At 69.0% G+C, this 13542-nt stretch carries 12 protein-coding genes and 1 riboswitch; of the genes, 1 reads left to right on the forward strand and 11 read right to left on the reverse strand.

The genetic code is table 11. From position 1 onward, the window contains the following. Positions 1-92: 92 nt before the first annotated feature. Both CW348_RS06575 and mnmA read right to left on the reverse strand, forming a co-directional pair. Positions 93-674, reverse strand: coding sequence for a DedA family protein (locus CW348_RS06575; RefSeq protein WP_082797703.1), 582 nt, complete (start codon positions 672-674; stop codon positions 93-95). 100 nt (positions 675-774) lie between these two features. Beyond that, positions 775-1866 (reverse strand): tRNA 2-thiouridine(34) synthase MnmA, encoded by a 1092-nt coding sequence (gene mnmA / locus CW348_RS06580; RefSeq protein ID WP_287463148.1) that lies wholly within the window; start codon positions 1864-1866, stop codon positions 775-777. 113 nt (positions 1867-1979) lie between these two features. Between mnmA and CW348_RS06585 the strand changes: the two genes are divergently transcribed. Next, entirely contained in the window at positions 1980-3134 is a 1155-nt protein-coding gene (locus CW348_RS06585) for a DUF695 domain-containing protein (protein ID WP_011291043.1), read from the forward strand. A gap of 84 nt (positions 3135-3218) precedes the next feature. Here the strand turns inward: CW348_RS06585 and CW348_RS06590 are convergent, their stop codons facing one another. The 9 genes from CW348_RS06590 to CW348_RS06630 form a co-directional block, all read right to left on the reverse strand. After that, on the reverse strand, positions 3219-4391 hold the full coding sequence (locus tag CW348_RS06590) for a cysteine desulfurase family protein (protein ID WP_011291042.1): 1173 nt from the start codon (positions 4389-4391) through the stop codon (positions 3219-3221). A gap of 187 nt (positions 4392-4578) precedes the next feature. Next, on the reverse strand, positions 4579-5520 hold the full coding sequence (locus CW348_RS06595) for an electron transfer flavoprotein subunit alpha/FixB family protein (protein WP_011291041.1): 942 nt from the start codon (positions 5518-5520) through the stop codon (positions 4579-4581). A gap of 27 nt (positions 5521-5547) precedes the next feature. Beyond that, the gene (locus CW348_RS06600) at positions 5548-6327 is read right to left on the reverse strand and encodes an electron transfer flavoprotein subunit beta/FixA family protein (protein ID WP_011291040.1); all 780 of its coding nucleotides are present in this window, start codon (positions 6325-6327) and stop codon (positions 5548-5550) included. 240 nt (positions 6328-6567) lie between these two features. Next, positions 6568-8379, reverse strand: coding sequence for a serine/threonine-protein kinase (locus CW348_RS06605; protein ID WP_011291039.1), 1812 nt, complete (start codon positions 8377-8379; stop codon positions 6568-6570). A gap of 393 nt (positions 8380-8772) precedes the next feature. Next, positions 8773-9315, reverse strand: a complete 543-nt coding sequence (locus CW348_RS06610) for a YbaK/EbsC family protein (protein WP_011291038.1) — start codon at positions 9313-9315, stop codon at positions 8773-8775. A gap of 7 nt (positions 9316-9322) precedes the next feature. Continuing rightward, on the reverse strand, positions 9323-10111 hold the full coding sequence (locus CW348_RS06615) for an enoyl-CoA hydratase/isomerase family protein (protein ID WP_011291037.1): 789 nt from the start codon (positions 10109-10111) through the stop codon (positions 9323-9325). 260 nt (positions 10112-10371) lie between these two features. Then, complete coding sequence (locus CW348_RS06620; protein ID WP_011291036.1) at positions 10372-11148, reverse strand: energy-coupling factor transporter transmembrane protein EcfT; 777 nt, start codon at positions 11146-11148, stop codon at positions 10372-10374. After that, positions 11145-12683 carry an ABC transporter ATP-binding protein gene (locus CW348_RS06625; RefSeq protein WP_016188259.1) on the reverse strand — a complete coding sequence of 513 codons (1539 nt, stop codon included), beginning with the start codon at positions 12681-12683 and terminating at the stop codon, positions 11145-11147. The genes CW348_RS06620 and CW348_RS06625 overlap by 4 nt, the downstream gene beginning before the upstream one ends. 4 nt (positions 12684-12687) lie before the next feature. Further along, the gene (locus CW348_RS06630; RefSeq protein WP_011291034.1) at positions 12688-13290 is read right to left on the reverse strand and encodes an ECF transporter S component; all 603 of its coding nucleotides are present in this window, start codon (positions 13288-13290) and stop codon (positions 12688-12690) included. Positions 13291-13396: 106 nt separating this feature from the next. Beyond that, positions 13397-13502: riboswitch (TPP riboswitch) on the reverse strand. Between the last annotated feature and the right edge of the window lie 40 nt (positions 13503-13542).

Consider the following 13542-nt stretch of genomic DNA (forward strand, 5'->3'; position numbering starts at 1 on the left):
GGGCGGCCCGGGCCGGAGCACGGTGTCGAGGGCCGCCGAGGGCATCGTCCCGCTGGCTGCGGGTCCGGCTGGACGCGTCCCCGGCACAGGGGCTACGGCGCTGGTGGCAGGGTGGGGGCTTCGGCGTGCTGCGGCGCCGACTCTGCCGGCTGCTGCGCTTGCACCGGTGCGGGGGCCGGTGCCGTCGGCGATAGGCCTGCGGGTGCCGCCGCGCTGCGCCGCTTCCGCCAGGTTTTCACGCCCACTACCGCGGCGATGACGGCTGCTGCCGCCGCTGTGGCCGCCCACGGCGAGTGGAGGAACAGTCCCCACCAGGCAGCGAGGACTGCCATTCCGCCGAGGCTGTAGATCGCGGCCCAGGCCAGGCAGCCCACGAACATCGCGATCAGGTAGCGGACGAAGCGCATGCGCATCGCCCCGGAGGTGAGGTTGACCGCGGTCTGGATTCCTATGGTGAGGAAGGAGAGGGTGACCGCGGGAGGGCCGTACCGGTTGATGAGGTTTTCGGCATGCTCCAGACGGGGTCCGATGCGCTGGCCGAGGCGGGAGCGGTGCACTCCGGCGCCGAGCCCGCGACCGAGCCAATAGGTGGCCTGTGCCCTCGCGAAGACGATGCCGAGCAGGGAGAGGTAGACCACCCAGAAGGGACGGCCCTCCAGGAACTCGTACGGCATGCAAAGCCCTCCCAACACTCCCAGGGAGAACTATGCTATGCCTTACCTAACTTAAAGCGACAGAGTCGGACGAAAAGAACTTTTAGGACTTTCGCCCCGCTCATTCGGCGTGGTTCGCTGCCGCCTGCTCCACCCGGGAGGTTTCAGCGATCGTCGACGAGCCCATCACCACGTCGCCGTCGTACAACACCGCTGCCTGCCCCTTCGCCACGCCGAGCGCTGGCTCGTCCAGCAGGATCTCGACCCGCCCCTCGTACTGCCGTGCCCGGCAGGAGTACACCTCGCCATGGGCCCGCAGCTGGACGAGGAACGGCGTCCACTCCTCCGGCGGCTCACACCCCGACCACACGGGACGCTCCCCGACGATACGGTCCACCTTGAGCGCCTCGCGCGGCCCCACCCGCACTGTGTTGCTCACCGGTTCGATCGACAGGACATAACGGCGGTGGGGGGCACCGCTCAGGTTGAGCCCGCGGCGCTGGCCGACAGTGAACGCGTGTGCTCCCAGGTGCTCGCCGACCACCTGGCCGGTCTCGTCCACGATGGGACCCGGGTTGCTGCCGAGCCGGCGTTCCAGGAAACCGCTCGTGTCCCCGTCCGCGATAAAGCAGATGTCGTGGCTGTCCGGCTTGTCCGCCACGGTGAGCCCGCGTCGCGCAGCCTCGGCCCGCACCTCCTCCTTCGTGCAGTCACCCAACGGGAATATGGCGTGGGCGAGCTGCTCGCGGGTGAGCACCGCCAGCACGTACGACTGGTCCTTGGCCGCGTCGACACTCCGCCGCAGCCGGCCGTTCTCCAAACGCACGTGGTGCCCCGTGCACACCGCGTCGAAGCCGAGAGCCAGAGCCCGCTCCAACACCGCCTGGAACTTGATCTTCTCGTTGCAGCGCAGGCAGGGGTTGGGGGTGCGGCCGGCCGCGTACTCGGCGACGAAGTCCTGCACCACGTCGCGGTCGAACTCTTCGGCCATGTCCCAGATGTAGAACGGGATACCGATCACGTCGGCAGCCCGGCGGGCGTCCCGAGAGTCCTCGATCGTGCAGCAGCCACGTGCCCCCGTCCGATACGACTGGGGGTTGGACGACAACGCCAGGTGCACGCCGGTGACGTCGTACCCGGCCTCGACGGCCCGTGCGGCGGCCACGGCGGAATCCACGCCGCCCGACATGGCGGCCAATACTCGCAGAGTCATAACATCTTCCAGCCTAAACGTTCTTTCCCACCCCTCTTACCGGAAAAGGAAACCAGGGGCGGCAGCGCGGTGTTCCCGGCGAGAACACCGCGAGACTCTGCGAAAATCAGGGTATGGCTCTGTTCCGTCGCCGCCGCTCCGACGAGTCCGCTGTCGCCATCGACGACTTCTGGTCCGGGTGGGGTGAGCTCCGCAGCGCTTTGGCCGCGTCCATCGACGAAGGGGCCCCGGTTCCCGCCGAGGTCGCCCAGCAGCTCGATGAGAGGGTGCAGCGTATCCACCCCTCCCTCACCTGGGAGGTGTCGCGCGCGCCTGAACCCGCGCCCACCAACCTCGCCTCCTCCCCGTTCGAGTCCCTGGACAGCCCGGAAGCGCTCTTGGCCAGCCTGGACGCCGAACCGGCCTCCGCACGCGCCTCATATGCGCTAACCTTGCGGGCCGGGGACGACGACGAGGCCCGCGTGCTCGCGGAACGCTGGTACCGCGCCGCGCCGGAGGACGCCGAGTGGACGTTCTTCCCGGCCCGTCCCGCCGACCACGCCCAGCTGTCCCGCACGATCACGTGGCACGACCACGAGCTCGACCTGTCGCACGTCTCGGTGTCGATGCGGGTGAACCACGCCACCGGGAAGATCGAGGCGGGCGTCTACCACCCTGACTTCATGTTCCTCCCGGAGGAGACCCAGCGCGAGGTCGCCGAGCATGTGATGCTGCTGGCTGTCGGCGAAGACGACATGGTGCGCTGGGTCGACTCGGTCAAGCCGCTCGTGGAGAAACCCCTCGACCCGCTCCCCCCGACGTCGGTGCCTGCCGTGGTCCGGCAGCTCTCCGGGATGAGCGGGGGAGGCGGATGGGTCACCTTGCAGGGGCGGATTCCGCTGCGGGGCGCCATGCAGTTGTCGGCACGCCATCCCCTGCACCGCCGCGACTATCCCGCGCTCACCTTGTACGTCCAAGTGGTGGCCTCCTACACGGAGGCAGACAAGGACCGCCTGCCCACGGGCTCCTCAGCGGCGGCCTTGGAGTCCTACGCCTTGCGGCTGCGGGAAATGCTCGGCGCCAACGGTGCCCTGTTCGCGGTGCAGACTCTCGGCGGTCAGCGGGTCTTCCACTTCTACCTCGACCCGGAGTCGGGCATCTTCCCCGAGTTCGAGAAGGCTGCCCGGGAGTGGTCGGAAGGCCAGGCCTCCGTCACCAGTGAACTGGACCCTGAGTGGCGCATTATCGAGCAGCTCCTCAAACCCATCCGCAAGCAGTTGGGGCGCTGATGCCCGCCCTGGCGGGGTGCACGCGTGCCGGACGCGTGCACCCCGCCAGTCGCGGAAGCAGCCGAGGAGAAGGACGCGCTGCGGTTAGGCGCGGCGGCGGGCCCGCGCCTGCCGGGCGCGCGCCACGGCCGGGCCGATCGCGTCCGCGAGGGCTTTGATGTCGGCTGAAGTAGAGCCGCGGCCCAGGGAGAAGCGCAGCGATTCCCGCGCTGTGTCCGGGTCGGCGCCCATCGCCAGGAGCACGTGGCTGGCCTGGGAGACGCCAGCGGAACACGCTGACCCGGTAGAGCAGTAGATGCCTTGGGCGTCCAGCAGCATGAGCAGCGCGTCCCCTTCGCAGCCGGGGAAACCGATATTGGCGTGGCCGGGGAGCCGCTCGGTGGGATGCCCGTTGACCCGGATGTCGGGCACGACTCCGCGTACCGCGGCGACAAGCTCGTCACGCAGGTCCGCCAGGTGAGCTGCGTGCTCTTCCCGCTCGGCTACCGCGAGCCGCACCGCGGTAGCGAACCCGCGGATCAGAGGGGTGGCCAGGGTCCCGGAGCGGACGTCGCGCTCCTGGCCGCCGCCGTGGAGCACCGGGACCGGGTCGACGCCGCGGGCGAGCAGTAGCGCCCCCACCCCCACAGGCCCGCCCAGCTTGTGCCCGGTGAGGGTCAGCGCGGACACGCCGCTCGCCGCGAAGTCGATGTCTTCGAGGCCCACGGCTTGGACCGCGTCAGTGTGGAACCAGATGCCGTGCTCGGCGGCGATCGCGGCGAGCTCCGGGATCGGCTGGAGGGTGCCGACCTCGTTGTTGGCCCACATCACGGAGACCAGTGCCACGCTCGCGGGGTCGCGTTCGATCGCTTCCCGCAGGGTGTCCGGGTGGAGCCGCCCGTAGGAGTCCACGGGAAGTTCTTCCACGACGGCCCCCTGGTGGTCGGCCAGCCACCGCGCCGGGTCGAGGACCGCGTGGTGTTCGACCGCGCTGACGAGGATGCGCTGCCGCGTCGGATCTTGGGCGTTCCGCGCCCAGTAGAGGCCTTTGAGCGCGAGGTTGTTGGCCTCGGTGCCGCCACTGGTGAACACGACCTCGTGCGGGGTGCAGCCCATCGCTTCGGCAAGGGTCTCCCGGGCTTCTTCCACCACTCGCCGGGCATGCCGTCCGGCTTCGTGCAGCGAGGACGCGTTGCCGAGGAGGCCGAACGCGTCCGTGAGGTCGGCGAGCACCTCGGGACGTACCGGGGTCGTGGCGGCGTGATCGAGATAAACCATGGCGTTTTCAGGATACGGCCGGGATGCCCGGACAGGTCCGGGGCGGTCAACCCGGCGCAGGGGTCTGCTTCCCGGCCTTCCCCGGTGCTGCGGACGGAAGCGTGCCTCACCCGCCTCGACTGCCCGCTCCAGCAGCGTGGCCCCCACCGGAACTCCGGTAGGGGCCACCGCGATCAGTGCGGTGCGCTTACTTGCGCTTGTTGATCTCCTCGGTCAACTGCGGGGCGACCTTGTGCAGGTCACCGATGACCGCGAAGTCGGAGATCTCCAAGATCGGAGCCTCGGGGTCCTTGTTGACCGCGACGATCGTCTTGGAGGTCTGCATACCAGCCCGGTGCTGGATCGCGCCGGAGATGCCCAGAGCGATGTACAGGTTGGGCGAGACGGTCTTACCGGTCTGGCCGACCTGGAAGGCGTGCGGGTACCACCCGGCGTCAACCGCGGCCCGGGAGGCACCTACGGCGGCGCCGAGCGCGTCCGCGAGGTTCTCCACCACGGAGAAGTCCTCACCCACACCGCGGCCGCCGGAGACTACGATCGCGGCCTCGGTGAGCTCGGGGCGGGCACCCTTCTCTTGCTTGACCCGGTCGGTGATCCGGGCGGCCTTGGCGGCGTCGGACAGCTCGATCTCGACGGCTTCCACCGCGGCGGCACCAGCCGACGGCTCGGCCGGGATGGCGTTGGGCCGCACGGCGACCACGGGAACGCCCTTGGTGACCTTCGCGTGGGTGATGATGGAGCCACCGAAGATGGAGTGCTCAGCCACCAGCTCGGAGTTGATGTCCACCACGTCGGTGAGGACACCGGAGCCCAGCTTGACCGCGGTGCGGCCGGCGATCTCCTTGTTCTCCGGCGTAGCCGAGACCAGGACGGCGGCAGCGGACTTGTCGTTGGCGAGCTTGGCCAGCAGCTCGGCCTTGGGCGCCACCACGTAGTCGTCGAGCTCAGCGGGAGCCGTGTAGATCTTCTCCGCGCCGTACTCGCCGAGCTTCGCCTTCAGCTCGTCGGTGGGCTCTCCCACGACCACCGCCGCGGGCTCCCCGATCCGGCGAGCCGCGGTCAGCAGCTCCAGAGTGACCTTCTTGACCTGCCCGTCGACGTGGTCGACGAGGACGAGGACCTCAGCCATGTTCTCTTCCCCTCTCTCGTCTCGCCGCTACACGAACTTCTTGCTGGCCAAGAAGTCGGCGATCAGGACGCCGCCGTTGCCTTCGTCCTTGACGACAGTGCCCGCGGTACGCGGCGGAGCCGGTGCGAAGTCGACAACCTGAGTGGTGGCGTTGGCCAGGCCGACCTTGTCCGCGTCGATCCCCGCCTCGGCAATGCTGAGCTTGGTGACCGGCTTCTTCTTGGCGGCCATGATCAGCTTGAACGACGGGTAGCGCGGCTCGTTGATCTTCTCGACCACCGAGATGACGGCCGGAAGGGTGGCCTCGACCACCTGGTAGCCGTCGTCGGTCTGACGCTGGATCTTCACCGACGTGCCGTCGACGTCGACCTTGTTCGCGAGGGTGAGCTGCGGCAGGCCGAGGTACTCGGCCAGGGCGGCACCCACCACACCGGTTCGGGCGTCGGTGGACTCCGAGCCCAGGATGACCAGGTCGTATTCGAGGGTGCCCAGGGTCTGCGCGATCGCGTAGGCGGTCTGCAGCGCGTCAGAGCCGGCCAGGGCGTCGTCGCAGACGTGGACCGCCTTGTCCGCTCCCATGGAGAGCGCCTTGCGGATCGAGTCGGTGGCCTGCTCCGGGCCGACGGTGAGGATGGTGACCTCGCCGCCGTGCTTCTCCTTGAGCCGGAGCGCCTCCTCGATGGCGTACTCGTCGAGCTCGTTGATCACACCGTCGGAGGCAGCACGGTCTACCGTGCTGTCCGCGGGGTCGAGCTTGCGTTCGGTCTCGGTATCCGGGACCTGCTTGACCAAGACGACAATATTCATGTCGGTGGTCGACCTCCCTGCCCTTGTCTGCACCGTTCTGGTGAACGGTCGGGACGCGGGCGCGTCCGTGGTTTCTCCCCAAGAGTGCCAAACAGCCGAACAGAATTCGGAGCCGGGTCGGTGTTAGCACCGACCGCTGCCGCGGCGTGTGGTGTTCTTGTCTCCCCACCAAATGTTACTGGCTAGTAGCATGAGGCGCGACCGCGAACAGGCACCCTTATTGGGAAGGCTATGACCAGGTCAGGAGCCAAACCACTCCGAAGGTCCGGGAATGGGGTCCCATGCTGGCACCAACTGGACACCAAATACCACCAGGAACAGGGCGAGCAGGCTGATCGCGATGATGGTGCCCCAGTAGACGTAAGGGTTGCGGATCGTGATCTTGCTGACCAGCCACCGCGACTGGCGCTGCGCACCCCGGGCATGCGGGCCGAACAAGAAATTCATCAACACCACGACGCCGAGTGCCCACGAGCCCACGACGTTGGCGGAACTATTGCCGCTGACCATTCCGATCGCGATACCCACCACGATTCCGGCCAGCAAGTAGCCAAGGCCGTAGAGCGCGGCGTGGCCCAGCGTGCGGAGCAGCGCCCACGGCATGCTCAACGCGATCACCACGTTGTCGGAGCTGCGCGGCCCGCGTTCGTGCAGTCGGCGGGCATGCTCGCGGCGGGCTAGGTCGAGACCGCCGAGCACGGTGACAGCGAGAGTCCCCAGGATGAGACCGATCGTCGGCATCATGAGCGTGAGCCCGACGATCCCCAACGCCACCGGGACCACCATCACCCACGGCAGGCGCTTTGCCTCGTACTCGTCGTAGTAGTCGTCCTCGTCGTCCGAGAAGTAGTCGGAGAGCCGGTCCTCGCCCCTGCGGTAGGCACGGAACCGCTCCAGCAGACTGGGCGGCTCGTCGTCGTAGTCGGCAGAGTCCCGATTCCGCCCTTCGTAGTCGACGGGGGTCAGGATGTCGCGGAACTCTTCGGGGCGCAGCGTGGCGTCGTAGTAGTGGTCGTAGCGGCGCCCGCTGTCCTGCTCCTCCTCGTCGTCACCGAAGCCTTCGGGGGCGACCATGGTGCGGTCCGGGGCGGCAGCCTCCGCTACCGCAGTGGCCTGGTTCTCTTCGGGCTCCGGCGGGGCAGGCTGGGGGGTGCTCGTCGGCAGGTCAGCGGAGACCGTGTGCAGGCCCGTCATCCCCGACGAGCGGTACTCGTCCTCCATCCACGGCAAGTCGAGGTTGAGCTGCTCGGTCCGGGCCACCAGCTCTTCAGCGGTGGGACGCTTCCGCGGGTCGCGCTGGACCGCGTCCTGAACGATCGGGCGCAGCGGCTCCGGAACCCCGTCGAGGTTGATCTCTCCGTTGAGGATGCGGAAGAAGATCACTTCGAACGCGCCCGCGCCGTACGGCGGGTTGCCGGTGGCGGCGAACGCGACCGTCGCACCCCAGGCGTGGATGTCCGTGGCCGGGCTCAGGTCCGAGCCTTCGATCACCTCGGGGGACAGGTAGCTGGGCGTGCCGACGAACGTGCCGGTCTGGGTGAGTTTGGAGCCGTCCACCGCGTACGCGATACCGAAGTCGATGATGATCGGCTCGCCGTTGCAGATGATCACGTTGCCGGGCTTGAGGTCGCGGTGGATGATCTCGGCCGCGTGGATGTCCCGCAGGGCGCGCGCTAACCCGGTGACGACACGGGTGAGGGCCCGTCCGCGCAGCGGGCCGTGGTTGGTCACCGTGGAGTCCAGCGTGGGGCCCGGAATGTACTCGGTGACGACCCAGGGCAGCGGCGCGGTGGTGTCGGCGTCGATGACCTCGGCCACGTTGCGGCTGCGTACCCGCCGCATGGTCATGACCTCACGGGCCAGCCGGGCACGGGCGATATCATCCCCCGCCACCTCTGCACGCAGCACCTTGACCGCGACCAGACGGTCCTGAGGGTCTACGGCTTGATACACAACGCCCATACCGCCTTGGCCGATGCGCCGGCGGATCTTGTACGGGCCGATGTACTCCGGCAGCTCCTCACCATCGGGGAAACCTGCCGCCATTGCCATAGTGATCTCATCCCCTCGAACACCGTTTGGTGCAGCCTATTCGGCCGGGATCCACCGGACTGTGCGGTGTTGACCCGACCGCTTCGGAGCCGTGACCGCACAGGCCCGACGACACAGCTTCTCGGTGACACCAGACTGACGGAGAGCGGTACCACCGCAGTTTTCTCACGCTAGTCGGATCACGCACGGCCGCAAACGGGGCGTTCGTGCTGACCCCACGTCTTTGGTGAAGCGACTCAATGAGTATGACGGAAAAAGTCGAAGTGAGGTTCCGGTCAAGGTTACGGTTGAACCACCATGCTGCCATCCCCCGCTTCTAGCCTGCACACAGTACGCACAGTAGAAGGATTCTTATTCTGAGTGACAGGGAGGCGGGAGGATCCCGCCTCCCTGTCACGCCGGTCGGGCGAGACCGTCGAGGACTTCCGCGCCCGGCAGTTCGGCGAGGGCCGCTCCCGGAAGGATGAGCTTAGAGCGGCGCAGCCCGCTGCCCACCACAACCTCGGGCTGGGCGACCACGGCGGAGTCGATGAGAATCGGCCACTCCGGGGGCAGTCCCACCGGGGTGATCCCGCCGTACTCCATCCCGGTCTGCTGCACCGCCTCCTCTTGGGGGGCGAAACTCGCTTTGCGCGCCCCCAAGTGGCGGCGGACCACCCCGTTGATGTCGGCGCGGGTCGTGGCAAGGACCACACAGGCCGCCAACCGGGTCTCCCCGCCGCGCCGGGCCGCGACGATGACGCAGTTGGCCGACGCGTCCAGCGGCACCCCGTAGGCCGCGCAGAAGTTCGCGGTGTCAGCCAGTTCCGGGTCGATAGCGGCGACCCGGAGCCGGTCCACCGGGGTGTCGTGCTTCCACTCGGTCACCGCGGCGGCAACCGGGGCGGCGAGCAGGTCGGTCCGCTCCGCGGCGGGATACTCGGTCAGTTGCCACATCAGTGGCCTACCTCCCAGAGAACGTGGCCTTGCCGGGACCGTGCTCCATGAAGCTCCGCATCCCGGTCTTCTGGTCTTCCGTAGCGAAAAGCGCGGAGAACTGCAGCCGTTCGATCTCCAGCCCGGTGTCCAGGTCGACTTCGAGCCCGGCGTCAATGGCCTGTTTGGCGGCGCGCAGCGCGAGCGCCGGACCGTTCGCGTAGCGGGCTGCCATGGCCACCGCTGTCGCGTACACCTCTTCGGCGGGCACCACCTTGTCCACGAGACCGATCTCCAAGGCCTCCGCTGCATCCACGTGCCGGCCGGTGAAGATCAGGTCCTTGGCCTTCGCCGGGCCGATGAGGCGCGGCAGCCGCTGGGTGCCGCCCGCGCCAGGAATAATGCCGAGCTGGATCTCAGGCTGGCCGAGTTTGGCGTTGTCCGCGGCGACCCGGAAGTCGGCGCACAGCGCGAGCTCGCATCCGCCGCCCAGGGCGTACCCGGTGATGGCGGCGATCACGGGCTTGGGGATGCGGGCCACCGCGGTGAAGCAGTCCTGAAGGGTGCGGGAGTGCGCGGCCATTGCCGCGTAGTCCATGTCCGCCATCTCCTTGATGTCGGCTCCGGCGGCGAACACGCGCTCTCCCCCGTAGATGACGGCGGCGGCGACCGCCGAGTCTTCGCTGACCTGGGCGGCGGCTTCCGCGAGTTCCCGCTGAACTTGGGTGTTGAGCGCGTTCATCTTCGGCCGGTCCAGCCGGATGACGGCGACGGCTGGATGGTCCGCATCCGTTTCGACCCGAACAAACTCCCCCATGGGTTCTCCCTCTCCACTTCCCGATGTGGACTGTTGTCTGTCCCTCTCCCTATCACCCCGCCGTGCCCGGCTTGGGCAGCGCCCCGCCCTTGCCGCTTCCCATCCGGGCGCTTCTCAGCGGGAACGTCAACGCTCGCCCTGAGGTGCCCCAAAAAAGACCATCTGGGGCACGGCGGCCTCCTCCCGCGGGCAGGCCCCGGGCAGAATGCACGGCACAGGAGGATGCCCTGGTCGGTGACCCCAGGGCATCCTTGCCTGTGTCAGGTGAACAGCAGCCGCAGCGTGCCGAGCTGGGCGGAGACCGTGTAGGCGGCGGCAAGCAGCAGCAGACTGGCCGCGACGAGCACCGTGTCAGCGAGACGCCACCGGCTGACCCGGGCGTGCGACCGCGGCCCCGTGCCGAACGCGCGGGCGTCCATTGCTGTCGCCAGCAGCGTGCCGGTGCGCACCGCACGGACCAGCAGCGCGAACAGCTTCCCGAAGAAGATGGAGAGCGCAGCCAGCGGGTTGCGCCCGGCTTCCAGGCCGCGGGCCCTCCGGGCGAGGGTGACGGTACGCCACTGGTCGGCCAGCAGCGGGACCAGCCGGAGCGCGGCAAGCACCCCCATCGCGGGCCGCTCCGGGACTTTGAGGCGCTGCACGAGCGCGTCCGCAAGGTCAGTGGCGTCGCTGCTGACCGCGGCCAGCATCCCCGGCAGGGCGATCGCGAGGATGCGCACTGCCGCGCCGGACGCCCCCCACAGGCCTTCTTCGCCGTAGAGCAGGTTGACCACCCATGTGGAGAGCCCCATGAGGCAGAACGGGACGCTGAGCACCAGCAGGGTGGCCCGGTTGATCCCGCTGAACGGCAGCAGCAGGGCTGTGACGGCGAGGACGATCCCGCCGGTGACCGGGTCCACGGCGGGGATGAGGCCGAAGGAGATGACACAGGCCGCGATCAGTTTGGCGGCCGGGTTGATGCCGAGCAGCCAGGACCGGACGCCCGGCTGTCCGTTGCCGGGTGCGGCGCGGCCCGCAGGGGCAGAGGTGAGGTTCACCGGCTCTCCTCCATCCCGGTGCGCGCTGTCTCCGTGACCGAGCCGTCCGCCACCCGCAGTTCCACGTCGGCGAGGTGGCGCAGCAGCAGCGTGTCGTGGGTGGCGAGCACGATCGCCCGGCCTTGGCCGCGCAGCGCATCCAGCAGTTCCACCAGTTCCACCCAGGTGCGGGTGTCTTGGCCGAACGTGGGCTCGTCGAGCACCAGCACGTCGGGGGCGTGGGCCGGGCCGGAGCTGAGCGCGGTTGCCACGGACAGCCGCCGTTTCTCCCCGCCGGAGAGGGTGTAGGGGTGCTTGTCGGCCAGATGGGTCAACCGCAGCCGTTCCAGCAGTTCGTCCACCCAGGCCGCGGTCTCTGCCTCGCCCATGCCCAGGCGCAGCGGCGCGAACCGGAGCTCGTCGCGCACGGTGGCGGTCACGAACTGGTCTTCGGCGTGCTGGAACACGGTACCGACGTGCCGGGCGAGTTGCCGCGCCGGCCATTTCACCAGCGGACGCGGGTCGGCTGCGGCGAGCGGCCCGCAAGGGCGGATCTGTCCTGACTGCGGTTTCGCCAGTCCCGCTAGCGCGGTGAGCAGGGTGGATTTTCCGGCGCCGTTGGCTCCGGTGAGCGCGGTCGCGGTCCCCGCAGCCACGGTGACGTCCACCGCATTGAGGACGGTTTTCGGCCGTCTTCGCCCCGGGGTGCGCGGAGTGCCCAGAGTGCAGTCCGCCGCTTCGATGAGGACGGGGCCTCCCGGGGCCGGCGTGGTGCAGGGGACGGGGTCTGCGTGGGGGACCCACACGCCCCGCTCGGCCAGGGCAGTCCCGTGCCGGGCGAACACCGTGCGGGGAGCACCGTCGGCGATGACTCCCCCGCCCGGTTCGACGACTACGACCCGGTCAACCAGGTCGACGACGTCGGCGACCCGGTGTTCGACGAGTACCAGGGTGGCCCCGGTGTCGGCGAGCAGCCGGGCCAGCACGTCGCGGATCAGGCGTGCCCCGGGCGGGTCGAGGTTGGCGGTGGGTTCGTCGAGCAGCAGCAGCCGGGGGCGCATGGCGAGCACCCCGGCGATCACCAGGCGCTGCTTCTCCCCGCCGGAGAGGGCCGCGGTGGGATGGGCGCGCCCATAGGGGAAGCCGACCCGGGCGAGGGCTTCGTCTACCCGTGCCCAGATCTGTTCGCGGGGCACGCCGAGGTTCTCCAAGCCGAACGCGACGTCGTCCCCGGCGCGGGCCATGACGAGCTGGCTCTCCGGGTCCTGCGCCACCAGGCCGATCCGGCCGCGCTGGCTCGTCGCGGGTTTCCCGTCGACGAGGAGCCGGCCTTCCTCTTCGCCGGTGATGGCGCCGTTGGGCCCGGTGAGTCCCGCCAGCGCGTGCAGCAGGGTGCTCTTCCCTGCCCCGGAAGCGCCCAGCAGCAGGACGCGTTCCCCTGGTTCGATCACCAGGTCGACGCCGCGCAGGGCGTAGTCGGCGCGGCCGGCGTGCCGCCAGCCCCAGCCGGACAGTTCCACCCGCGCGCCGTGACCGTCGCGGTTTCCGGTACCCATCGGCCTATCCCCGCGCCGAGGCGAAGGGGGACAGCGCTCCGGCGGCGGCCAAGCGCGTGGTGAGCACACGCGAGCCCGCCCCGGCGATGAGGCCGGCGCTGATCAGGACGAGTACCCCGTAGACGACCTGGTAGCTGAGGGGCCAGGTGACATGGTAGGTGAGGTTGTCCCGGATCGCGGGGGAGATCCCGCCGGCCACTCCCGCGAGGACTGCCACCCCCATGCCCCAGCTGCGGTAGCGGAAGGCGAGGAAGACCAGTTCACTGAGCAGTCCTTGCAGGGCGCCGGAGATGAGGACCGAGACGCCCCACCCGGTGCCCAGCAGCATCTCCAGGGAGGCGGCGGCGATCGACGTCAGCACGGCGGCCCCGGGTTTGCGGATGATGAGTCCGCCGAGGACACCGGGGACCATCCACATGCCGTAGAGAATGGCCTGGGCCGGAGGGAAGAACGCGAACAGTCCCGTGGTGGCGTTCCACAGGACACTCCACACCCAGAAGACGATCCCCACGGCGACACCGATGACGGCAGCCACCACGATGTCCACGGTGCGCCAGTGGAGGAGGGATTGACGATCCTGGCCGGGTTGCGGCTCGGCCGGGCTCATGATTGGTCACGTCCCTTCGCGGAGTCACGGAGGGCTCTTGGCCAAGAGCGCACACCGGCCGCTATGACACGCACCAGAAGCACCGGTGCGCGAGACCACGCCACCGGTGGCGGTTCCCACGACTTCCTTCGCTGGCATTACCCAGATCAGGTAGTAAGGGTCTGCGGCTGTGCCGCACTCTCAGCGCTAGAGGCGCTCCCCTGTCGTTTGGTTGTGCTGTCGGGCCTCATTATGGCCGCAGGACGGCGGCGC

This window comes from Thermobifida sp., from assembly GCF_017577275.1.
GTDB classification, from domain to species: Bacteria; Actinomycetota; Actinomycetes; order Streptosporangiales; family Streptosporangiaceae; genus Thermobifida; species Thermobifida fusca.

Excerpts from the sequence above, each read along its gene's own strand:
- mnmA (WP_287463148.1), bottom strand. The coding sequence starts at position 1,866 with ATGACTCTGCGAGTATTGGCCGCCATGTCGGGCGGCGTGGATTCCGCC.
- CW348_RS06590 (WP_011291042.1), bottom strand. The coding sequence starts at position 4,391 with ATGGTTTATCTCGATCACGCCGCCACGACCCCGGTACGTCCCGAGGTG.
- CW348_RS06630 (WP_011291034.1), bottom strand. The coding sequence starts at position 13,290 with ATGAGCCCGGCCGAGCCGCAACCCGGCCAGGATCGTCAATCCCTCCTC.
- CW348_RS06595 (WP_011291041.1), bottom strand. The coding sequence starts at position 5,520 with ATGGCTGAGGTCCTCGTCCTCGTCGACCACGTCGACGGGCAGGTCAAG.
- CW348_RS06600 (WP_011291040.1), bottom strand. The coding sequence starts at position 6,327 with ATGAATATTGTCGTCTTGGTCAAGCAGGTCCCGGATACCGAGACCGAA.
- CW348_RS06615 (WP_011291037.1), bottom strand. The coding sequence starts at position 10,111 with ATGGGGGAGTTTGTTCGGGTCGAAACGGATGCGGACCATCCAGCCGTC.
- CW348_RS06575 (WP_082797703.1), bottom strand. The coding sequence starts at position 674 with ATGCCGTACGAGTTCCTGGAGGGCCGTCCCTTCTGGGTGGTCTACCTC.
- CW348_RS06585 (WP_011291043.1), top strand. The coding sequence starts at position 1,980 with ATGGCTCTGTTCCGTCGCCGCCGCTCCGACGAGTCCGCTGTCGCCATC.
- CW348_RS06625 (WP_016188259.1), bottom strand. The coding sequence starts at position 12,683 with ATGGGTACCGGAAACCGCGACGGTCACGGCGCGCGGGTGGAACTGTCC.
- CW348_RS06605 (WP_011291039.1), bottom strand. The coding sequence starts at position 8,379 with ATGGCAATGGCGGCAGGTTTCCCCGATGGTGAGGAGCTGCCGGAGTAC.
- CW348_RS06610 (WP_011291038.1), bottom strand. The coding sequence starts at position 9,315 with ATGTGGCAACTGACCGAGTATCCCGCCGCGGAGCGGACCGACCTGCTC.